This is a genomic window from [Actinomadura] parvosata subsp. kistnae (assembly GCF_900323885.1).
GTDB lineage: Bacteria > Actinomycetota > Actinomycetes > Streptosporangiales > Streptosporangiaceae > Nonomuraea > Nonomuraea composti.
Map to the genome: position 1 here is coordinate 302,143 of NZ_OOHJ01000008.1, position 22,161 is coordinate 324,303.

A 22,161-nucleotide genomic window follows, 5' to 3' on the forward strand; every position below is an offset into this window, starting at 1 on the left:
CGCCGTCCGGCACGGCTCAGCCGGTGAAGGCGGCGCGCTGGAGGGCGTACAGGTCGGCGTACGGGCCGGGGCGGGCCATGAGGGCGTCGTGGGTGCCCTGCTGGACGATGCGGCCGGCGTCCAGGACGACGATCAGGTCCGCCGTGCGCACGGTCGGGAAGCGGTGGGTGATCAGGAGGGTGACGGCGCCCGGGTGGCGGCGGGCCGCCTCGGCGTAACGGGCGAAGACGGCGCTCTCGGCCGGGGCGTCGAGCGAGGCCGTCGGCTCGTCCAGGACGAGGAGGAGCGGGGAGCGGCGCATCGAGGCGCGGGCCAGGGCGAGCCGCTGCCACTGCCCGCCGGACAGGCGGTGGCCGCGCTCGAAGGTGTCGCCCAGCTCCGTGGACAGGCCGTCGGGCAGGCCCGCGATCAGGCCGGTGGCGCCCGCGCGGGCCAGGGCCTCCTCCACGGCGCGGCGGTCGCCGAGGCGGGGCAGGTCTCCGACGCCGACCGTCTCGGCGGCGGTCAGCTCGAAGCGCGCCAGGTCCTGGAACACGGCGCTGATGCGCCGCCGCCACTCCTGCGGGGGCAGGCCGTGGAGGGGGACGCCGTCCGCGCGGATCTCGCCCTGGTCGGGGTGGTAGAGGCCGCACAGGAGCTTGGCCAGGGTGGTCTTGCCCGAACCGTGCGAGCCGACCAGGGCGACCGTGGCTCCCGCGGGCAGGCGCAGGTCGAGGTCGTGAAGGACCTGACGGGTGGTGCCCGGGTAGGTGAACGACACCCCGTGCAGGGTGATGCCGTCGTCCAGCCGGTCGGGCAGGGCACGGGCGATCGGGCCCGGCACGGCTCGGCGGCCGCCGGCCCGGGGATCGTCCGCGTAGGCGCGTAGCCAGGCCAGGCGGGCGGCGGCGCGCAGGCCCGCGGTGACCGAGCCGAAGTGGAAGGCCAGCCGGGACGCCTGGGTGACGAACTGCACGCCGACCGTGGCCACCAGCACGAGGTCCCCCGGCGTGGCCAGTCCCTGCCGCGCCAGCCAGGCGGCGTGGCCGAGCGCGGCGACGTACCCGGCCAGGAACGTGGCCGAGCCGGCGAACGTGAGCAGCCCCGCACGCACCCCGGCCCGCGCCTGGACGCCGGACACCTCCTCCCAGTGCCGGCGGGCCATCCCGTCCAGGGCGGAGGCGGCGCCGCTGAGGCGCACCTCCTTGGCCGGCTCCGCGTCCGTGACCGTCTCGGACAGGTGCTGCTCCAGGCGGGTGGTCTCGGCGGTCCGTTCGGCGGCGGCGTCGATGTGCCGGGCCGCCCGCCCCCGTACCAGCAGGGACGGCAGGACGGCGCCGCCGAGCAGGAGCGGCAGCAGCGGATGCACCGCGGCCAGCAGCGCCACCCCGAGCCCGATCTGCGCCGCGTGCTCCACCACCAGGGCCAGCGCCCACACCGCGAAGTAGAGCTGCCGGCTCTCCTCGCGCAGCGTCCGCAGCCGGTCGAGGTGCTCGGGGCGCTCCAGGTGCTCGATCGTGGGCACGCCCGAGGTCAGGGTGAGGATCTCCTCCTGGACGGCGACGCCCATCCGCTCGGCCAGCTCCTGCATCAGCGCCAGCTCGGCCCGCCCGAACGCGACCCCCGCCGCCAACGCGCCCCCGGCCGCCAGCGCCCACAGCCCGGCCTCCAGCACGGCAGGCCCCGCCATCGCACCCGTGAAGATCGTGTCGGTCAGCTCGCGCAGGAAGACGCCCACCAGGCCGTGGCTGACCGCGCCGCACAGGAGGAACGCGGCCAGGACGAGCCCGGCCCGCCGATCCGTCCGCCAGGCGAGGACGAGCAGGGTGCGGAGCGTGCCCCACGTCGCGGCGCCGGTCACCCGCCTGCGGCCGGAGGGTCGCTCGGGGCCGCCCGAGGGGTCGGTCATGGGTCGCTCCTCGTGATCAGGTCGGCCTGGAGGCGGTACCAGTGCGCGTAGTGGCCGCCCGCCGCCATCAGCTCGGCGTGGCCGCCCTGCTCGGCGATGGCGCCGCCGTCCAGGACGACGATCCGGTCGGCGCGGCGGACGGTGGCGAAGCGGTGGGAGATGAGCACCAGCGTGCGCCCCCGGGTGTGGTGCAGGAGCCGCTCGAAGACCTCGCGTTCGGCGCGGGCGTCGAGGTGGGCGGTGGGCTCGTCCACGATGAGGGCGCGGTCGCGGCCGGCGTTCATGGCGTACACGGCCCGCGCCAGCGCCACCTTCTGCCACTGCCCGCCGGACAGGTCGCGCCCGCTGGTGAAGGCGCGCGACAGCGGCGTGTCGAGGCCGGCGGGAAGGGTGTGCAGCAGGTCGAGGGCGTCGACCGCCGCCAGCGCGGCGAGCACGTCGGCGTCCGTGCCGTCGAAGGCGGGGTCGCCGAGGCGGACGTTGTCGCGCAGCGGCAGCGGATAGCGGACGAAGTCCTGGAACACGACGGCCGCCCGGGAGGTGGTGGCGCTGCCGTGCGCGGGGGTGTAGAGGCCGGTGAGCAGCTTGGCGAGGGTGGTCTTGCCGGCGCCGTTGCGTCCGACGATCGCCAGCCGCTCCCCGGGGCGCACCTGGAGGTCGAGGTGCTCCAGCACCGGGGCGGGAGCGTGCGGGTAGGTGAAGGTCACGCCGGTGAGGTGGAAACCGCCCGTGCCGGCGGGTGGCGGCGCGGGGACGGGCTTCAGGAGGCGGGTGACGGCACGGTACGGCTCCGCGCCATAAGCGAGGTCGAACATGTGGTGGCCGCCCGCCCCGTACGCGAAGACCAGCAGGGCGGCCACCACGCACCCCGCCAGCTCCCCCGCCCCGATCCGCCCCGCCGCCGCGTGCACGCTCAGCACGGCGAACGTGCCGCACGCCGAGACCGCCTGGATCCCCAGCACCCACCCGTACCCGCGCACCACCGATCGCCGCCTGCGCACCCGCGGGGCGAGGTAGGCCCGCATCGCCGCCACGTAACGCCCGACGAGGAACGCCTCCAGCCCGAAGACGCGAATCTCCTTCGCGGCACCACCAGGCTCTCCGGCCAGATCGGCCAGGTAGTCGGCCCGCCGCCGCGCCTGCCCGGCCTCGCCCACCGAGTCCACTCCCCCGGGACCGACCAGCATGGTGGTGATCCGCCGGTTCTGGGCCACGGAGAGTGCGAGCGCGGCGGTCCCGAGCCACCACACGTGCACCGACAGGATCGCCGCGCCCGCCACCGCCGACGCCAGCCGGCCCGCCTCGGCCGCCACGGCCACCGCCGCCGCCCCCGCGGTACGGCCACGGTGCCCGCGGAGTGCGAGCCGCAGGTCGGCCTGGACGCGCGGATCTTCCAGACGGGCCGGCGGCATGGCGGCCGCCGCCGCGCGCACGCGGGCCCGCAGCACCCCGTCCACGCGGCGGGCCACGGCGGCTCCGGCGGGCTCGCGCAGCGCGGTGCACAGCTCCTGAGCGAGCAGCATCAGCAGCAACGCGCTCAGCGCGCCGAAGCCGCCACCCGCGACCAGCCGCCCGAGCGGGACGGTGCTGAGCGGGCCCAGCACCGCCGCCCCCACGCCGAGCACCACGAACGGCGCTAGCAGGCGCATCCCGGCCAGCGGCAGCAGCCTGGCGAGGGCGAGCGGGCCTCCCGCGTCCCGGGCGCTCACCACAATCCAATGCGGTCACATCGGTTTATCATGCACGCGACCGTAACCCGGCTAAACTGGCCGAGTCAATCCAATGGGATCACATCGAAAAGGCGGCGAACGGTTGGAACGGCGGACCCGCGGCCCCGGAGCCCACCACGAGGAGCGGCGCAACCAGATCGCCGACGCCGTGCTCGCCATCGTCGCCGACCGCGGCCTGGCCGCAGTCTCGCTGACCGAGGTGGCCGCCGAGGCCGGCATCTCCCCCGGCCGCGTCCAGCACTACTTCCCCGCGAAACAGCAGCTCATCGAGGCGGCCTTCGACCGGGGCAACGCCCTGAGCGCCGCCCGCATCCGGCGGCTCGTCGGCCGCGACCTCGCCGACGCCGACCCGCGCTCGGTGCTCACCACCGTCCTCACCGAGCTCATCCCGTACGACGCCACCACCCGGGCCCACATGCGCGTCCGCCAGTCGTTCCACGCCCTGGCCTTCGCCGACGAGCGCATCGCGGCCCGCCTGCGCGTCCTCTACGACGACCTCCACCGCCGCGTCGCCGCCCTCGTCGACCCCGGCCGGCCCGACATGGAGGCGGCGCTCTCCCTGGTGGCGCTGGCCGAGGGCCTGGCCGCGTACGTGCTCATCGGCCACACCCCGCCGCACGTCGCCCGCGAGCGGGTCCTCCACGCGATCGCAGAGGTCTACCGCTGATCAGAGACCGAGGAAGAAGGCGGCCAGCGCCCCCGCCACCCGCTCCGGATCGTTCTCCATGGGGATGTGCCCCGCCGACGGGATGCGCACGAGCCGCGTCGCCGGCATCTCGGCGGCGAACCGTTCGGCGTAGTGCACCTGCTGGAACGGGTCGTCCTCCCCCCACACCAGCAGCTTCGGCGTGTGGTCGGCGCGCAGCGCCGGCACCAGGTCCAGCGTGTAGCGGCTGTCGGCGGCGCCGGCGAGCCTCATCCACGACCGGCAGACCCGCGGGTCGCGCCAGGGGTCGAGGTAGCCGGCCAGCTCCTCCTCCGTCGCCGGCCGGCCCAGCGCGGTGGTGACCGCGGTACGCCGCCCGGCCAGCAGCTCGTCCACGGTCGTGGCGGCCACCACCTCCGGGTCGCGGTACCGGGCCACGGCGGGCACCGGCCACGAGTCGTACGTGACGGAGTTCACCAGCGCCAGCCCCCGCACCTTCGCCACCCCGCCCGCCAGCAGGTGCTGGGCGACCGCACCCCCGATGTCGTGCCCCGCCACCGCCAGCGGCTCGTCCACGCCGATCGCCGCGGCGAAGCGGCCCACCCAGGCGGCCAGCGCCGGCACGGTGGCCGTCTGCGGCGTCAGCTCGCCCTCCGAGCGCCCCAGCCCCGGAAGGTCGACCGCGACGGGCCGCAGCCCGGCCGCGGCCAGCCGGTCGAGCACCGGCTCCCACACCCTGCTCCAGTACGTGCCGTGCAGCAGCAACACCACTGGGCCGTCGCCGGCTGTCAGATAGCTGGCCTGACGCCCGTCGACCTCGATCGTCGTTCGCGTTGACATGGCATAACCATGATGTTCTGGACCCTGCCCGGTCAAATACCAACTAGGGTATGGCGGTATGACGTTGACGCAGCTCAGAGTGCTCGTCGAGGTGGCCGAGCAGGGCGGGTTCACCGCCGCGGCCGAGCTCCTGGGCATGTCGCAGCCCGCCGTCAGCCGTGCGGTCGCGAGCCTGGAGCGGGAGCTGGGCGCGGCCCTGTTCGTCCGCCACCGTGACGGCATCGCCCTCACGGAGGCCGGCCGGCGCGCGCACGCCCGCGCCCGCGAGGCGCTGCGCCACTTCGACCTCATCCGCGCCGACGTGGCCGCCGCCGGCGGCCGGATCACCGGCGAGCTGCGCCTGGCCAGCCTGCCCAGCGCCACGGGCACGCTCGTCGCCCGGCTGCTGCGCGCGTTCACCGACCGCTACCCGCAGGTCAAGGTGCGCCTGTTCGAGGGCATGGACGACGACGTGCGCGCCTGGCTGCGGCACGGCGCGGCCGAGGTCGGGGTGGTCACCCTCCCCGCCCCCGGCCTGCACACCGTGCACCTCAGCACGCACGACATGGTGTGCGTGCTGCCGTCCGGCGACCGGCTCGCCGCCCAACCTGCCGTGCGGCTGCCCGACCTGGCCGGGCGGCCGTTCATCCTGACCACCGCCGGCTGCCGGCCGCTGATCACGGGCGCGGCGCTGGCGGCCGGGGTCGGGCTGGACATCGCGTTCGAGGCCAGCGGGCCGGCCGCCATCCTGGAGATGGTCGGCGCGGGGCTGGGCGTCAGCATCGTGCCGACGCTCGGCCTGCCCGCCGACCTGCCCGGGGTGGTCACCCGGCCGCTGGAGCCGGGGCTGACGCGGTCGCTGGCGCTGGCCGTCCCGTCGCTGGAGGACTGCGCGCCGACGGCGCGCGCGTTCCTGGACGAGCTGGCCGCCTTTACGTTGTAGATCTTATTTTACGGCGTATGCCCGGATCACGGTCTGCGTGAGCGTCGTCCCGGACGAGCCCGTCGCCTCGGCCCGCAGCGACACGAACCCCGGCTCCCCCGGGTTCCGCACCGTCGCCAGCCACCCCTTCCCCGACGCTTTGACCGGCACGGGACGCCACGTCCTGCCGTCATCGGCGGACGCCTCCAGCCGCACCGACCGCACCGCCGCGCCCTCCGCCCACATCGGCATCCGGGTCACCGAGCCCCGCTCGGCCCGGCTGAGCTCGTCGAGCCCGTCCGGCGCGTACCGGACCGCCATGAGCGGCAGCGGCCGCCGCTCCGGCGTGCTCGCCGACCTGAACCTCCATTCCGCCGTCACCTCCGTGGACAGCGCCGAGTACGGCACCTGCCTGCGCATCGACGTGCTCAGCGTGTACGCGGCGGCCTTCGCCGGCAGCACGGCGCGCAGCTCGCAGGGGCCGGCGCTCAGGCACGCGGACAGCCCGGCCTCGGCCAGCACCCGCCCGCCGCTGCTGAGCGTCGCGGTGCCGGTGGCGGCGTCATCCGTCCCGCTCCTGCCCCAGCCCCTGCCGCCGTCGCGGACCCCTTCGCTACCGTCGCGGAACCCCTTGTCGCCGTCGCGGACCTCGCCGCCGCCAGCGTCGCCGAAGCCCCCGCCGCCGTCGCGGAACGCACCGCCACCGTCACCGAAGCCCCCGCCGCCGTCGCGGAACGCACCGCCACCGTCACCGAAGCCCCCGCCGCCGTCGCGGAACGCACCGCCGCCACTGTCGCCGAAGCCTCCACCGCCGTCGCGGAACGCACCGCCACCGCCACCGTCGCCGAAGCCCCCGCCACTGTCGGCGAACAACGCGCCCGCCTGGAACGTCACCTCGTTCCCCGTGCGGTGGCCGGCGGGCGCGGAGGGGCCGGTCACGGCGGCGTTCCAGACTCCGCCGGCCGGGTTCGGGCCCGTCACCTCGGAGTCGCCCACCTGAAGGCCGCCGATCCAGCCGAGGCCGGGCGTGCGGTGGTGGGTGCGGGTGCCGGGCAGCTCCACGTCGTCCCACGACATGAGCAGCGGCGACGCCCCGATCCCGGGCGCGGACAGCGGCGTCCCCGTGGCCGCCACCCCCGCTCCCCGGTAGGTGTCCGTCACGGTCTGCAGATCCTGGCGCCTGATCCGGTACGCGGGATCGTCCGGCAGCCCGCCGGTGTGCGTCTGCACCAGGTCGTAGAAGCCCGTCCACCGGGTCCGTACCCGGAAGGTCAGGGCCTCGTCGCGGGCCGGCACGACGTACACGCCGTCGGCCAGCGTCCGGCTCGTCACCACGCTCGTCGCCCACGGGCCGCGCGACAGCTCGACGGCGGTGCCGCGCAGCTGCGTGGCGGCCGGATCGTCGAGGGTGACCGTGACCGGCACCGCCTGCCGCGCGTCCACCGTCACCTCCTGGTCGGCGCCGTCCACCCGCAACGGCAGGTGGGCGAACGTGATGCCCGCGCGGGCCTGGCCGATGTCGGCGTAGAGGCGGTAGTCGCCCTCGGGCAGGCGCACCTTCGTCGCTCCGCCGGCGAGCATGAGCTGGCGGATCGTCCCCGTCCCGGCGTCGTAGAGCTGGGCGGCGGCGTCCACCGGCCGCCCCTGCCGGTCCAGGGCCCGGACAGTCACGTCGTACGACTCGGGCTCCACGAACGCGCCGGCCGGCGTCCTGACCACGGTCCGGCCGGCGGTCGCGGTGATCATCCCGGGATGATCCCCGGTGGGCCTGCCCCGCGCGTCGATCGTCAGCGTGACCGAGGCCGTGCCGCCGGCGGGCACCTCGATCGTGCTCGCCGCCAGGCGCAGCGTCTCGCCCTCGGCGGCCAGGCCGAGGGTGATCGGGGTGGCGCCCGCGTTGGCGTAGGTGAGCGTTCTCGTGGCGACGCGGTCGCCGGGGTCGTTCCACGGGAAGCGCACCCAGAGGTTCGCCGGGTCCGCGGTGACGTCCTGCGCGAGGGCCCGTACCAGGTCGGTCTGGCCTGTGCCCTGCTCGTACGGCGTCGCGCCCGGCGTCGGCCTGGCGCTGCCGACGAGGGCGGCCTTGAGCCGCGCGCCCGTCCAGTCCGGATGGCGCTGCGCGAGGATCGCGGCGGCGCCCGCCACGTGCGGCGCGGCCATCGACGTGCCGTCATAGGCGATGTGACCGCCGCCGAGCCTGGCCGCCACGATCCCCACGCCCGGCGCCGTCAGGTCCGGCTTGACGGCGTGGTCGCCCTCGCGCGGCCCCCGGCTGGAGAACTCGGCGACCCGGCCCTCACGGTCCACGGCTCCCACGGTGAGCGCGGCGTCCACACTGCCCGGGCTGAGCACCGGCGCCCACGTGCCGTCGTTGCCCGCGCCCGCCACGAACAACGTGCCCGTACGCTCGGACAGCTCGTTCACCGCCCGCTCCAGCGGATCCAGGTCAGGGGTGTCGCCGCTGCCGAAGCTCATATTCACGACCTTGGCCTTGACCTCGAACGCGGCCCACTCCATACCCGCCAGCACAGCCGAGTCCGTCGGCCCCGCCTCGGTACCGACCTTCCCGATGGCCAGCTTCGCGTCCGGCGCCACACCCCGGTACTTCTCCCCCGCGCCGGCCACGATGGAGGCGACGTGGGTGCCGTGGCCGAGGGTGTCACGGACGTCCGGATCGTCAGTGAAGTTGCGCGACTGCGTGACCACGTCCTTGAGGTCCGGATGGTCGGGGTCGTACCCCGAGTCCAGCACCGCCACCGTGACACCCTTGCCGGTCAGGCCCTGCTTCCATGCCTGGGTGGCGCCGATCTGCTCGACGCTGCGGTCCAGGGTGTAGGCGCGCCGCCCATCCAGCCACAACTTGCCCGCCTTGCCGCCATTACCCGTGGCCGTCCGCGCACTGGCCGCGGTGAGGTCGCGCCATGTGGCGGCGACCTCGGCCTTGGGCACGCGCAACGCGGTCATGCCGAGCCCCGCGAGCGACCTGATCTTACGGGCGCCCCGGATGTCCAGGCCCTCGGCGATCAACGGAAGGTCCGCATGGCCCGCGTCGCCATAGCCCCACTGGAGCAACTGGGTGACGTCGAACAGGCGCTGATCGAGCGATCCGGCGGCCAGCAACGGCCGGGCGTCGGAGGGGATCACGTACAGGTGGCCCCCGCGTACCTGCTGGGTGAAGGTCACCTCCCGCCCGGACGCGGGAATCACCCGATGCCCGTGCCGCGTGACCTCGATCCGATCCCCACTGATCAGCGTCACCCCGCCCGTCACGGGCGCAACCTGCTCCGATACGGCGGCGCCGCCGCTCGCGAGCGACGCGGAGGAGCCGGACGCGCGTAACGCGGAGCCGCCGCTCACAGGCGGCGCGGAGAGACCGTTCAGGGGTGACGCGGATGAGCCGGATGCGGTCACCGCCGCCGACTCGCCGTGCGCGGGCAGGCTCGCGAAGACGATCGCGCCCACCAGCACGACGGCCACCGGCCCAGCCGCACCAGCCAGAACAGCCATCACCCGCCCGATCGCGCCTCTCAGAACGGCCACCACCCGCCCAGCCGCACCTCCCAGCACAGCCGCCGCCCGCCCAGCCGCACCTCCCAGCACAGCCGCCGCCCGCCCAGCCGCACCTCCCAGCACAGCCGCCGCCCGCCCAGCCGCACCTCCCAGCACAGCCGTCACCCGCCCGGTCACATCTCCCCGAGCGGCCGCCATCGGCCCGATCATGCGCAGCCCAGCTTCTTGGCGGCGAGCGCCACCTTCTCCTCGGGCTCCGGCTCGTCGTCGACGAACAGCGTGGCCATGCCGCCCTTGCTCATGTATCCGCCGGTCACGTACATGGAGTCCGGCACCGATCGCTCGATCTTGCCGTCCACGTCGAAGGCGTCGATGGTCAGGCCGCGCCGGCCCATCTCCGCGCGTACCTCGCTGACGTGCTTGTTGCGGTAGGGGACGCAGTGCATCGGCTCGCCGCGGGTGTCGAACGGCCCGCCCCACTGGATCGGCTCGCCCGGCTTGGCCGCGCGGCCCAGGAGGAGGTCGGCGTCGCCGGTGAAGTCCTTGGCGATCTTGAGTCCGATGTGGCAGGTCCGCTGCTCGGTGCAGCCGTCCGGGTCGAGGGTCTGGACCTTGTCCTCGTACGGGTACCGCGTGCCAGGCTGCTGCCCCTCGGCAGCCGTGGGAGCGACCCCGCCCACGCGGCTCGGCGCGGCCGGGACCAGTCGCAGCCGGACGTTCAGGCCCGCGTTCCTGAGCTGGGTCTCGTACACCTTCGGGTTGGCGTACAGGTCGTTGACCTCGATGACCCAGAAGCCGCCGTCGTCCTTGATGTCGAGTGCGGCGGCGGGGGCGGTGGTCAGGAGGTTCGGAACGGCCCAGGCCGCCGCCGCGACCGCAGCGGCCACCGGGATCCCGACCACCAGCCGCCACCTACGGCGCCTCGGCACGACCGGCACAGCCCTTCCGGCTCTCCCGGCCCTTTCGGTACTCGCAATGCCAGCGGCGCTCCTGGCGCTTTCGGCGCTCGTGATGCTAGCGGCGCTCTCGATGCTAGCGGCGCTAGCGTTTTGCATGATCTCCTCCATCATCGCGCGCGCGCCCGGAGTCAGACCGGGACCGGGGGCAGGAGCGAGGCGGCTGATGGCGTCTTCGACGTTCACGCGTTCTCCTTCGCAAGGGTGGTGGCGGCGGCCCCGTGGCGCCGCGCGGCTTTCAGCTCGGCGGCGAACCGTTTGCGGGCGCGGTGCAGGCGCTGGCGGGCGGCCATTCGGGAGCAGCCCAGCACCGTCGCGATCTCCGCGGTGCCGAGTTCCTCCCAGACGACGAGCGTCAGCACCTCCCTGTCGGCGTCCGCCAGGCGGGCGAACGCTTCCCGCACTCCGTGCGGCACCTCGTCCGGCGGTGCCTGGGCCGGGGGTGCCTGCCAGGCGGCCAGTTCGTCGCGCAGGCGCTGGGCCAGGGCCGTTCTGCGGGACTCGCCGCGCCGGTGGTTGGCCAGCACGCGCCTCGCGACGCCGTACAGCCAGAGCCTGGCCTGGTCGCCGGGCGGCACGTCGCCGAGCCGCCGCCACGCCGTCGTGAACGTCTCCGCGAGCACGTCGGCGGTGTCGTCGGGATGGTCGGTGCGGCGGTGGACGTAGGCGGAGACGGCCCCGTAGTGCTCCGTGTAGAGCTCTTCGAAACGCCGCCGCTCGGCTGCTCCCACGTCGTCTTCCTTCTGCTCCGGAAATCTCACATGAGGGTAGATGTCCGGCTTTGTGATGGCTGTGACAGGCGGGAGGATGGGCCCCGTGCAGTTTTCCCGGCACTGTCGATTCGCGCCGCCGCCGTTCGACGCGTCGGTGAGAGCCGGTAACGAGCCGAAGGAGACGCGACAGATGAAGTTCATGATCGTCGGCAGGGCGAGCGCCGAGACCGAAGCCGGGGAGCTCCCCAGTCAGGAGCTGGTCGACAACATGCACGCCTACAACGAGGCGCTGACCAAGGCCGGGGTGCTGCTGGCCGGTGAAGGGCTCTACCCCAGCTCGTACGGCGCCCGGATCGCCTACAGCGACGGGAAGGCCAGCGTGATCGACGGGCCGTTCACCGAGGCCAAGGAGCTGATCGCCGGGTTCTGGCTGATCCAGGTCAAGTCACGGGAAGAGGCCATCGAATGGGCCCTGCGGCTGCCCGTCCCACCCGGGGCCGAGGGGGTAGGGCTGGACGTGTGGCGGGTGTTCGACGCGGCGGACGTACCGGACGACTCGCTGCCACCGCAGGAGCGCGCCCGCGAAGAGGCGCTCCGCGAACGCCTCGGCGTGGACGCCCCGGACGCCTGAACCCGCCAGGCACCACACCACACCCGAGCGGTCCGGCCAGGGCGGAGGCCGGGGGCGCGCCCAGGCCGGACAGGGTGGATCCGGGGCGGGCGCCGAGATCCAATCGGGCGGGAAGCGCCCGGGCCACGAGACGGGCGGGAGGGGGCCGGGCGAGGCGCGCCCAGGCCCGGCAGGGTAGGTCCGAGGCGGGCAGGGCGGGTCCGGGGCGGGGGCCGAGATCCGGTCAGGCGGAAAGCGCCTGTGCTGGGAGACGGGTGGGAGGGGGTGGGCGGGAGACGGGGCCGGGGTGGGGTGGTTGCGTGGGGGTGGGTGGGCTGGTCTCATGGGCCGGTGACGGCTGTGGACACCCATCGGGCGATCGAGGCGGTCTGGCGGATCGAGGCCGCGCGGCTCATCGCCGGCCTCGCCGGGCTCGTGCGAGACGTCGGGCTGGCTGAGGAGCTGGCTCAGGATGCGCTGGTCGCCGCCCTGGAGCAGTGGCCGGAGTCCGGGGTGCCGCGCAACCCTGGCGCCTGGCTGATGACCGTCTCCAAGCGCCGCGCCATCGACCTGATCCGCAGGAACGAACGTCTGCAGCGCAACCTCGCCGAGCTCGGCCACCGCCTCGATCTGGAGGAGGAGCTGCCCGAGGTCGACGAGATCGAGGACGACCTGTTGCGGCTGGTGTTCACGGCCTGCCATCCGGCGCTGTCGATGGAGGCCAGGGTGGCGCTGACGTTGCGCGTGCTCGGCGGGCTGACCACCGACGAGATCGCGCGGGCGTTCCTGGTGCCGGAGCCCACCGTGGCGCAGCGCATCGTGCGGGCCAAGCGCACGCTGGCCGACAAGCAGGTCCCGTTCGAGGTGCCGCAGGGCGCCGAGCTGGCGGGGCGGCTGTCGTCGGTGCTGGAGGTCATCTACCTGATCTTCAACGAGGGGTACTCCGCGACGGCCGGCGATGACTGGATGCGTCCCGGGTTGTGTGAGGACGCGTTGCGGCTGGGGCGGGTGCTGGCCGGGTTGATGCCCAGGGAGCCCGAGGTGCACGGCCTGGTGGCGCTCATGGAGATCCAGGCGTCCCGGGCGGCAGCCCGCGTCGGCCCGTCCGGGGAGCCGGTGCTGCTGCTGGAGCAGGACCGGACCCGCTGGGACCGCCTGCTCATCGGCCGCGGCCTGGCCGCCCTCGACCGGGCGGAGAAGCTGGCGGAGAAGCTGGCGGAGGGGAAGGCGGAAGGGCCGGCGGGGATACTTCCGGACGGACGGGCCCTTCCGGACGGACGGGCCGGGAAAGCGGTGGAGGTTCCGGCGGGGAAGCCGGGGAGCGGGCTGGGGGCGTACACACTGCAGGCGGCTATCGCCGCCTGTCACGCGCGCGCGATCACCCCCGAGGACACCGACTGGGTCCGGATCGCGGAGCTGTACGAGGCGCTGGCCAGGATGTCGCGCTCGCCCGTCGTGGAGCTGAACCGGGCCGTGGCCCTGTCGATGGCCTACGGCCCGGCGGCGGGGCTGGAGCTGCTCGACCAGATCGTGGACGAGCCGTCGCTCAAGGGCTATCACCTGCTGCCGAGCGTGCGCGGTGATCTGCTGGTCAAGCTGGGACGGGCGGCGGAGGCGCGGTCGGAGTTCGAGCGGGCGGCGGGGATGACGCGCAACGCCCGGGAGCGTGCGCTGCTGGAGGAACGGGCCGCCGCCTGCCGGTCCTCGTGATCACACGGCGGCCTCGACCTTGGCGGCGGGCGTGGGCGGGGCTTGGAGGCGCTTGTCGGGCATGGCGATCAGCGCCACCAGGGCGATGACCGCGCCGGCGACGCCCAGCGCCGGGATGACCAGCGCCGAGGCGGAGGCGTGGGCGGCGGCCAGCCCGTGGGCGGGGGCGCTTGCGGTGACCTCGGAGGTGTAGAGGGTGCCGCCGATGGCCAGCGCCACGGAGCCGCCGATCTGGCGGAAGAAGGTCAGGTTGGCGGAGGCGGTGCCGATGTACTGCGGCTCGACCGCCTGCTGCGCGGCCACGGTCAGGCCGGACAGCATCGGCCCGATGCCGAGGCCCAACGGCACCATCCACAGTGCGAGCGCGAGCCCGCCGGTCCCGACGCTCAGGCCGGAGCACAGCAGCGCGCCCGCGATCAGCAGGAGCGGGGAGACGGCCAGCCACGGCTTGTACCTCCTGGTCCTGGACATGAGCGCGCCCATCAGCACGCTGCTGCCCACCATGGCCAGCATCATGGGGTAGATCCGCAGCCCCGACTCGGTGGCGCTGACGCCGAGTGCCTGCTGGAAGAAGCGCGGCAGGAACACCGAGCCGGCGTACAGGCAGAAGGCGGTGAAGAACGAGGTCGCCATGACGAGCGTGTACGTACGGTTGGCGAACAGGCTCATCGGCATGATCGGGTCGGCCACCCGCAGCTCCACCAGCACGAACACGGCCAGCAGCACCAGCGCGAGCAGGATCGGCCCGGCGACGGCGGCGTCGGTCCAGGTGTGGCCGTCCAGGCCCTTCTCGGTCAGGCCGAGGAGCAGGACGCTGATGGCCACGGTGAAGACGGTGATGCCCGCGTAGTCGGGGCGCCCGCCGCCGGTGCCCGGCCGCCTGGGCAGGCGCAGCACGACGATCCCGATCAGGGCGATGCCGAGGGGCACGTTCACGTAGAAGGCCCAGCGCCAGCTCGCCTGGTCGGTGAACAGCCCGCCGAGGAACGGCCCCGCCAGGTACGTCAGCCCCATCACCCCGCCGATCGCGCCCTGCGTGCGGGCACCGCGGCCGCTGGTCGGCGGGAACATCTCCAGCATCAACGCCAGCGACAGCGGCAGCAGCGCGCCGGCGCCCAGCCCTTGGAGGGCGCGGAAGGCGATGAGCTGGCCCATGTCCTGCGCCGCGCCGCACAGGGCGGAGCCCACCACGAACACGATCATGCCGATGAGCAGCAGCGGTTTCCTGCCGTGCTGGTCGGAGAGCCGGCCGTAGAGCGGCACGGTGACCGTGGAGGTCAGCAGGTAGGCGGTCACGACCCAGGTGTAGAGCGCGCTACCGCCCAGCTCGGCGGTGATGCGGGGCAGGGCGGTGCCCACGATCGTCTGGTCGAGCATCGCGAGGAACATGCCGCCGAGGACGGCCAGCAGGACGAGCCCGTCAGTTTTTGTGTCAGTTTTCACATGTGAAGAGTTATATGTAAGTCCTGACATGTCAAGTCTTCGATATGCTGGCAGGCATGTCCCTACGCATCGCCCTGCTCGGGCTGCTGTCGGCGGTCGGGCCGGCCAGCGGCTATGACCTGGCCAAGAAGTTCGAGCACTCGCTCAACCACGTCTGGCAGGCCGGGCACACGCAGATCTATCCCGAGCTGGTGAAGATGGCCGCCGACGGGCTGGTGGAGGCCGAGGCGGAGGGGGCGCGGGGGCGCAAGACGTACACGATCACGGCGGAAGGGAAGCGCGAGCTGCACGAGTGGCTCGCCGAGCACGACCCCAGCATGACGATCCGCAGCGAGCCGGCACTGCAGGCGTTCCTGCTGCCCCTGCTGGACGACCCTGACCAGGCCATCAAGGTGGTCGAGCGGATCAGGGCGCGGTACCTGGCCCGGCTGGAGCAGCTCGACTGTCTGCCCGCGGAGGGCTCCTTCGGCAGGTACGCGCTCAGCCTCGGGCGCGCCCAAGTGCGCACGGGTCTCGCCTGGGCCGAGGAGACCCTCGCCGACCTCAGGAAGCGCCGCACCCCTCAGTGATCGGCCCCAGGACCGGCTCTCCGGCCGACCCGCGACCTCTTCGGCGGCCGGCCCGGCACTGGCACCGCAGCCGACCGGTTCGGCGGCCGGCCCGGCGCTGGGCCGCAACCGGACCCGGCCTCTGGCGTGCCGGCTGATGCGGTGGCGGGCGTGACTCTGTGGCGCGAGGACTGGCGTGATGGGTTGCGCGGGGACTGGCGTGGCGCGGTGGCGCAGGGGCTGGCGTGGCGGCTGATGCGGTGGCCGGCGCGACGGATGGCGCGGGGGCTGGTGACCGCTGGTGCGATTGCCGGCGTAATGGCGCGCGGCCGGCGAGGCGACCCTGTGCGGCTGGTACCAGGATCGGCCTGATATCGGCCGGATGGCGGGTGCGGCAACTGGCGCGGCAGGCGATGGGGCTGGCGTGACGCTGGCACGGGAGCCGGCGTGACGCGGTGGCGCAGGAGCCGGCGAGGCGACCCTGCACGACTGGCGCTGAGATCGGCCGGATGGCGAGTGCGGCAACTGGCGCGGCAGGCGATGGGGCTGGCGTGACGCTGGCACGGGAGCCGGCGAGGTGCGCCTGCACGACTGGCGCTGAGATCGGCCGGATGGCGAGTGCGGCGACGGGCGTGACGAGCGGCGCAGGGGCTGGTGTGACGCGGTGGCGCGCGGGCTGGTGTGACGGGTGACACGGTGGCTGGCGTGACGCGGGGCCGGCGCCACGCGGTGGCCGGCGTGACGCGGTGGCGCAGGGGCCGGCGTCGGGGTCGGCCCGCTGGTCGGACTGACTCCGGCTGGGGCGGTGACTGGGGCGGTGACCGGCGGAAAGGGGTGGCAGTACGGGTGACATGCCCTTGATGTGACACGAAACGTGCCTCTTGAGGTGGGAGCGCTCCCAATCGGCTCTTTGGGCGATTTATCACCATAAAGGCAGTTTCTTTAGTCCAAACTGCACCATTGGTAACGGTTACGTTTCGCGGGATTGACGTGCACACCCGCTGAGTGCACCCTTTGTGGGAGCGCTCCCAAAGACTCCCACCGCGGCGGAGCGCGTGCCGCGGTGCACTCCCCCAACATTCACCCGAGAAGGGGTCCACCATGATGATCAGCAAGCGTCGCGGCGGTCTTGCCGCGGCTTCGGCCCTGGCCGCGGCGGCGCTCGCCGTCGCGTCCTGTAGCTCCGGCGGTACTCCGCAGTCCAGCGCTCCCGCCTCCTCGGCCGCGACCGAGCCGGTCACGATCCGGGTGCAGACGTTCGGCGGCGGCGAGAACTTCGGCTACAAGAACGCGGTGGCCAAGTGGAACGCCGAGCACAAGGACATCCAGATCAAGCACGAGAACCTCACCGACCAGTTCGAGCAGCAGTACTGGCCCCAGATGATCCAGTGGCTGACCTCGGGCACGGGGGCGGGTGACGTCGTCGGCATCGACGAGGGCGGCATGGGCCTGGCCAAGGCGCGCACCGAGTGGTGGGCCGACCTGAAGGAGTACGGCCTGGAGTCGCGCAAGGCCGACTTCCCCGCCTGGAAGTGGGAGAACGGCGTCACGGCCGACGGCAAGCTGTTCGCGCTGGGTACCGACATCGGCGGTATGAGCCTCTGCTACCGCAAGGACCTGTTCGAGAAGGCCGGGCTGCCGACGGACCGTACCGAGGTCAGCGCGTTGTGGCCGACGTGGGACGAGTTCATGAACGTCGGCAAGAAGTTCCAGTCCAAGGTGAAGGACACCAAGTGGGCTGACGGCACCAACACGCTGTACCAGGTGGTCCTCTACCAGGAGGCCGCCAAGAACGGCAACGTCAGCTACTTCGACAAGAGCAACAACCTCATCGTCGACAAGAACCCGGCGGTGAAGACCGCGTTCGACTTCGCGCAGAAGATGAGCCAGCAGGGCCTGACGGCCAAGCTGCGCAACTTCACCGACGAGTGGGCGACGGGCACCCAGAAGGGCTCGTTCGCGACGGTCGGCTGCCCGTCGTGGATGCTGGGCGTGGTCAGCGGCAACGCCGGCGACGACGCCAAGGGCAAGTGGGACGTGGCGTCGGTGCCGGGCGGCGGCGGCAACTGGGGCGGCTCGTGGCTGGCCGTGCCGAAGCAGAGCAAGCACCCGAAGGAAGCGGCCATGGTGGCCGACTACCTGACGCAGGCGCAGACCGAGGCGAGCATCTTCACCGACTTCGGCAACATGCCGAGCAACACGAAGGCGCAGCAGGACCCGGCGGTCCAGGGCGCGAAGAACGAGTTCTTCAACGACGCTCCCATCGGTGAGATCTTCGCCAAGTCGGCGGCGAGCCTCCAGCCGGTCTTCCTCGGCGTGAAGCACGCCCAGGTCAAGAACGCCATCGAGTCGGTCATCCAGGGCATGGACGACGGCTCCGTCCCCTACGACAAGGCCTGGCAGCAGCTGGTCGACGACGCGGTGAAGGCCGCGGGCTGATCCTCCCGCCCGGCCCGCCTGGAAGCGGGCCGGGCATGTTGCCGCCGAAAGGTCTGTTATGAGCCTCGACACCCTTCCGCGGGCGTCACGCAACACCCATCGCCGTGACCGTCCGCCCGGCCGCCGTTGGCGTTCCCGACTGGACGTCAAGGCGATGCCGTACGCCCTGGTGTCCCCCTACTTCATCCTGTTCGCCGCCTTCGGGCTCTTCCCGCTGGCCTTCACGCTCTACTACTCGTTCTACGACTACGACCTGACCGGGACCACGGAGTGGACCGGGTTGGGGAACTATGTCGCGCTGCTGGGCGACGACGACTTCTGGCGGGCCACGATCAACACCGTGGCCATGTTCCTCATCGCCACCGTCCCCCAGATGCTGCTGGCCCTGTTCCTGGCCAACGCGCTGAACAAGCACATGAAGTTCCGCCTGCCGATCCGGATGAGCGTGCTGCTCCCGCTGGTCACGTCGGTGGTCGCGGTCGCGGTGGTGTTCACGCAGCTGTTCGCCCGCGACTGGGGTCTGGTCAACTACATCCTGGGCTGGTTCGGGATCGACCACACGAACTGGCGGGCCGAGCGCGTCCCGTCGTGGATCGCGATCGCCACGATGGTCGACTGGCGCTGGACCGGCTACAACGCGATCATCTTCCTGGCCGGCATGCAGACGATCCCGAAGGATCTGTACGAGGCCGCCTCGATCGACGGTGCCTCGCGGCGCAGGCAGTTCTGGCAGATCACGCTGCCGATGTTGCGCCCGACCATGATCTTCGTGGTGCTCAACTCCACGATCGGCGGGCTGACGCTGTTCTCGGAGCCGATGACGTTCTACAACGGCAATCCGGACGGCGGGTCGCAGGGCCAGTTCCAGACGGTCGCCATGTTCGTCTACAAGGAGGCCTTCCGGGAGTTCGACTACGGCTACGCCTCCGCGGCCGCCTGGCTGCTCTTCCTGCTGATCCTCGTCGGAGCAGCGATCAACTTCCTGTTCGTGCGCAGGATCGGGGGCACGCGATGACCGTCTGGAAACCGACCGTCCTGACCAGGGTCATGCTGGGTCTGGCGATCTTCCTGTCGGCGTTCCCGCTGTACTGGATGCTGGTCATCGCCTCCCGTACGAACGCCGACGCGGTGGCCTCGCCGCCGAAGTTCCTGCCCGGCGGGAACCTGGGCGACAACATCGTGCGCGTCCTGACCCACCCGGAGGCCCAGTTCCTGCTGGGCCTGACGAACTCGTTCATCGTGGCGAGCGTCGTGACCGTCTCGGTCATCCTCATCTCGACGCTGGCCGGCTTCGCGTTCGCGAACCTGAACTTCAAGGGCCGCAACGCGCTGCTGCTGCTCGTGCTGCTGACGATGGCGGTGCCGCTGCAGCAGATGGGCGTGGTGCCGCTCTACCGGCTCATGGTGAGCCTGGAGTGGACCAACACCCTCAAGGCGGTCATCCTGCCGTACCTGCTCAACGGGTTCGGCGTGTTCCTGATGACGCAGTACACCCGGCAGTCGGTGCCGATGGAGCTGGTCGAGGCCGCCCGGGTGGACGGCGCGGCGACGCTGCGCATCTGGTGGAACGTCGTGCTGCCGGCCGTGCGGCCCGGCATGGCGGTGCTCGGCATCAACACGTTCATGCTCATGTGGAACGACTACATGTGGCCGCTGATCGTGCTCAACCAGGAGAACCCGACCGTTCAGATCGCGATCAACGGGCTCAACGCCCGCTTCTCCACGGAGTACTCGCTGATCTTCGCGGGAACGGCGTTGTCCATCATCCCGCTCGTGCTGGTATTCGTCCTCTTCGGCCGTCAGATCGTCGGCGGACTCATGGAAGGTGCGGTCAAGGCGTGACGACACAAGAAGAACAGACGCGTGCCGAGCTGCGCTTCCCCGCGGGCTTCGCGTGGGGGGCGGCGACGTCGGCGTACCAGATCGAAGGGGCCGTCGCCGAGGACGGGCGCGGCGTGTCGATCTGGGACACCTTCGCCAAGACTCCTGGCAAGGTGCTCAACGGGCACAACGCGGACGTGGCGATCGACCACTACCACCGCTACCGGGAAGACGTCGCGATCATGGCGGACCTGGGCCTGTCGGCCTACCGGTTCTCCGTGTCGTGGCCGCGCATCCAGCCGACCGGCTCAGGCGCCGTCAACCAGAAGGGCCTGGACTTCTACAAGCGGCTCTGCGACGAGCTGCGCCAGCACGCCATCGACCCGTGGCTGACCCTCTACCACTGGGACCTGCCGCAGGCGCTCGAGGACAAGGGCGGCTGGCCCAACCGGGACACGGCCTACCGGTTCGCGGAGTACGCGGCGGCCGTGCACGACGCGCTCAAGGACTACGTCCACACCTTCAGCACGGTCAACGAGCCATGGTGCGCCGCGTTCCTCGGCTACGCCTCGGGCGAGCACGCCCCGGGCAGGCGCGAGCCGGAGAACGCGATCAGGGGCGCGCACCACCTCAACCTGGCGCACGGGCTGGCCGTGCAGGCGATGAACGCGCGCAGGGTCGGCGGCTGCGTGAACCTGTACGCCATCAGCCCGGAGACCGACAGCGAGCGCGACCTCGACGCGGCCCGCCGCATCGACGGCCTGCAGAACCGCTTCTTCCTGGACGCGCTGCTGCTGGGCCGCTACCCGGAGGACGTCCTGGCGGACCTGCCGTTCGACAAGGGCTTCATCGAGCCGGGCGACATGAAGACCATCAACGCGCCCATCGACGTGCTGCTCGTCAACTACTACAGCCGCTTCACGGTCTCGGGAGCACCGGGAGGCAAGGCGTCGGCGGCGGCGGCCCCCACGGACTCGGGTTCCCCGTGGGTCGGCAGCGAGCACGTGTCGTTCGTCAACGGCGGGCGGCCGGTCACCGCGATGGGCTGGGAGATCGACGAGGGCGGCCTCGTGGAGATCCTCACGAGGGTCGCGCGGGAGTACCCGCCGATCCCGATGGTCGTCTCGGAGAACGGCGCGGCCTTCGAGGACGTGCTGGACGGCGGCCGCATCCACGACCGGGAGCGGCTGGCCTACGTCGAGGCGCACCTCGGGGCGTGCAAGGAGGCCATCGACGCGGGCGTGCCCCTGGAGGGGTATTTCGCCTGGTCACTGATGGACAACTTCGAGTGGGCGTGGGGCTACGGCAAGCGGTTCGGCCTGGTCCGCGTGGACTTCGAGACGCAGGAACGGCTGGTCAAGGACAGCGCGCTCTGGTACGCGGAGATCATCCGGCAGAATAGGCGCCATGAACCGACCGACTCTTGAGGCAGTCGCGGCTCGGGCCGGGGTAGGCCGGGGCACGGTGTCTAGAGTCATCAATGGCTCGCCGAACGTCAGCGCGAAGGCCCGCGAGGCCGTCGAGCTGGCCATCCGCGAGCTGGGCTACGTGCCCAACCGTGCGGCGCGGGCGCTGGTCACGCGCCGCACGGACACTGTCGCCCTGGTGGTGTCCGAGTCCCAGTTCCGGGTCTTCGACGAGCCGTACTTCGCGGGCACCATCCGCGGCATCGGCTCGGCGCTGGCCGAGACCGGGTTGCAGCTCATCCTCGCGATGGCGCGCACCCCGGAGGAGCACGCGCGGCTGGAGCACTACCTGACGGGCCAGCACGTCGACGGCGTGCTGCTGCTGTCGCTGCACGGCGCCGACCCGCTGCCGGGCAGGCTGGAGGCGATGGGCGTGCCGACCGTGCTGGGCGGCCGTCCCGTCGGCCTCGACCCCTACAGCTACGTGGACATGGACAACAGGGCCGGGGCCCGGCAGGCGGTCAAGCACCTGCTGGGTCTCGGCCGCCGGGCGATCGCCACGATCGCCGGCTCCCAGGACATGGGCGTGGGTGTCGACCGTCTGTCGGGCTACCGCGACGCGCTGCTGCCGTCCGGCCTGCCGGAGCTGGTCGCCTACGGCGACTTCTCCGAGCACAGCGGGGCGGCGGCGATGCAGGAGCTGCTGCGGGCGCATCCCGATCTCGACGCCGTGTTCGCCGCGTCCGACCCGATGGCGCTGGGCGCGATGCGCGTGCTCAAGGCCGAGGGCCGCTCGATCCCCGGCGACGTGGCGGTGATCGGCTTCGACGACTCCAAGGCCGCGCTGCACGCCGACCCGCCGCTGACCACCGTGCACCAGCCGACCGAGGCCATGGGCCGGCAGATGGCGCAGCTGCTGGTGGCCCGGATCCACGGCGAGGAGCTGCGCCAGCCCGTCGTGATCCTCGACACGCATCTGGTGCGCCGGGAATCGGCCTGA

General features: G+C 72.4%; 18 protein-coding genes. 10 read left to right on the forward strand and 8 right to left on the reverse strand.

Annotated features, from left to right (window positions below; translation table 11 throughout):
• Positions 1 to 16: 16 nt before the first annotated feature.
• Complete coding sequence (locus KIS93_RS09610) at positions 17 to 1,888, reverse strand: ABC transporter ATP-binding protein (protein WP_080040694.1); 1,872 nt, start codon at positions 1,886 to 1,888, stop codon at positions 17 to 19.
• Positions 1,885 to 3,597 (reverse strand): ATP-binding cassette domain-containing protein, encoded by a 1,713-nt coding sequence (locus KIS93_RS09615; protein ID WP_155128076.1) that lies wholly within the window; start codon positions 3,595 to 3,597, stop codon positions 1,885 to 1,887. The genes KIS93_RS09610 and KIS93_RS09615 overlap by 4 nt, the downstream gene beginning before the upstream one ends.
• Before the next feature lie 103 nt (positions 3,598 to 3,700).
• Here KIS93_RS09615 and KIS93_RS09620 point away from each other — a divergent pair, with 103 nt between their 5' ends.
• Positions 3,701 to 4,285: a TetR/AcrR family transcriptional regulator gene (locus KIS93_RS09620; protein ID WP_222107371.1), complete on the forward strand. Its 585-nt coding sequence runs from the start codon at positions 3,701 to 3,703 to the stop codon at positions 4,283 to 4,285.
• On the opposite strand, the gene KIS93_RS09625 is transcribed toward KIS93_RS09620, so the two are convergent.
• Positions 4,286 to 5,104 (reverse strand): alpha/beta fold hydrolase, encoded by an 819-nt coding sequence (locus KIS93_RS09625; protein WP_080040697.1) that lies wholly within the window; start codon positions 5,102 to 5,104, stop codon positions 4,286 to 4,288.
• Between the two features lie 58 nt (positions 5,105 to 5,162).
• On the opposite strand from KIS93_RS09625, the gene KIS93_RS09630 reads away from it, so the two are divergent.
• Positions 5,163 to 6,026, forward strand: a complete 864-nt coding sequence (locus KIS93_RS09630) for a LysR family transcriptional regulator (RefSeq protein ID WP_080040698.1) — start codon at positions 5,163 to 5,165, stop codon at positions 6,024 to 6,026.
• Positions 6,027 to 6,029: 3 nt separating this feature from the next.
• Here the strand turns inward: KIS93_RS09630 and KIS93_RS09635 are convergent, their stop codons facing one another.
• From KIS93_RS09635 to KIS93_RS09645, 4 genes are all read right to left on the reverse strand, one after another.
• Positions 6,030 to 9,512 (reverse strand): S8 family serine peptidase, encoded by a 3,483-nt coding sequence (locus KIS93_RS09635; RefSeq protein WP_155128079.1) that lies wholly within the window; start codon positions 9,510 to 9,512, stop codon positions 6,030 to 6,032.
• A gap of 20 nt (positions 9,513 to 9,532) precedes the next feature.
• Positions 9,533 to 9,661, reverse strand: a complete 129-nt coding sequence (locus tag KIS93_RS67380; protein ID WP_268966996.1) for a hypothetical protein — start codon at positions 9,659 to 9,661, stop codon at positions 9,533 to 9,535.
• Between the two features lie 60 nt (positions 9,662 to 9,721).
• The gene (locus KIS93_RS09640; RefSeq protein ID WP_155128082.1) at positions 9,722 to 10,417 is read right to left on the reverse strand and encodes a hypothetical protein; all 696 of its coding nucleotides are present in this window, start codon (positions 10,415 to 10,417) and stop codon (positions 9,722 to 9,724) included.
• A 236-nt stretch (positions 10,418 to 10,653) separates the two neighbouring features.
• Positions 10,654 to 11,202, reverse strand: a complete 549-nt coding sequence (locus tag KIS93_RS09645) for an RNA polymerase sigma factor (protein WP_230466372.1) — start codon at positions 11,200 to 11,202, stop codon at positions 10,654 to 10,656.
• A 172-nt stretch (positions 11,203 to 11,374) separates the two neighbouring features.
• Between KIS93_RS09645 and KIS93_RS09650 the strand changes: the two genes are divergently transcribed.
• Both KIS93_RS09650 and KIS93_RS09655 read left to right on the forward strand, forming a co-directional pair.
• A complete protein-coding gene (locus KIS93_RS09650; protein ID WP_080040702.1) occupies positions 11,375 to 11,815 on the forward strand; it encodes a YciI family protein in 441 nt (146 codons plus the stop codon).
• Positions 11,816 to 12,145: 330 nt separating this feature from the next.
• Complete coding sequence (locus KIS93_RS09655; protein ID WP_080040703.1) at positions 12,146 to 13,504, forward strand: RNA polymerase sigma factor; 1,359 nt, start codon at positions 12,146 to 12,148, stop codon at positions 13,502 to 13,504.
• Here the strand turns inward: KIS93_RS09655 and KIS93_RS09660 are convergent, their stop codons facing one another.
• Complete coding sequence (locus KIS93_RS09660) at positions 13,505 to 14,947, reverse strand: MDR family MFS transporter (protein ID WP_230466373.1); 1,443 nt, start codon at positions 14,945 to 14,947, stop codon at positions 13,505 to 13,507.
• 56 nt (positions 14,948 to 15,003) lie between these two features.
• Between KIS93_RS09660 and KIS93_RS09665 the strand changes: the two genes are divergently transcribed.
• The 6 genes from KIS93_RS09665 to KIS93_RS09690 all read left to right on the forward strand — a co-directional run bounded on the left by KIS93_RS09665 (position 15,004) and on the right by KIS93_RS09690 (position 22,161).
• On the forward strand, positions 15,004 to 15,516 hold the full coding sequence (locus tag KIS93_RS09665; protein WP_080046978.1) for a PadR family transcriptional regulator: 513 nt from the start codon (positions 15,004 to 15,006) through the stop codon (positions 15,514 to 15,516).
• Positions 15,517 to 16,596: 1,080 nt separating this feature from the next.
• Complete coding sequence (locus KIS93_RS09670; RefSeq protein WP_080040705.1) at positions 16,597 to 17,934, forward strand: ABC transporter substrate-binding protein; 1,338 nt, start codon at positions 16,597 to 16,599, stop codon at positions 17,932 to 17,934.
• A gap of 58 nt (positions 17,935 to 17,992) precedes the next feature.
• On the forward strand, positions 17,993 to 18,949 hold the full coding sequence (locus KIS93_RS09675; RefSeq protein WP_080040706.1) for a carbohydrate ABC transporter permease: 957 nt from the start codon (positions 17,993 to 17,995) through the stop codon (positions 18,947 to 18,949).
• Entirely contained in the window at positions 18,946 to 19,776 is an 831-nt protein-coding gene (locus KIS93_RS09680) for a carbohydrate ABC transporter permease (RefSeq protein WP_080040707.1), read from the forward strand. Before KIS93_RS09675 ends, KIS93_RS09680 begins: the two co-directional genes overlap by 4 nt.
• Positions 19,773 to 21,182, forward strand: a complete 1,410-nt coding sequence (locus KIS93_RS09685) for a GH1 family beta-glucosidase (protein WP_080040708.1) — start codon at positions 19,773 to 19,775, stop codon at positions 21,180 to 21,182. Before KIS93_RS09680 ends, KIS93_RS09685 begins: the two co-directional genes overlap by 4 nt.
• Positions 21,163 to 22,161 (forward strand): LacI family DNA-binding transcriptional regulator, encoded by a 999-nt coding sequence (locus tag KIS93_RS09690; protein WP_080040709.1) that lies wholly within the window; start codon positions 21,163 to 21,165, stop codon positions 22,159 to 22,161. Before KIS93_RS09685 ends, KIS93_RS09690 begins: the two co-directional genes overlap by 20 nt.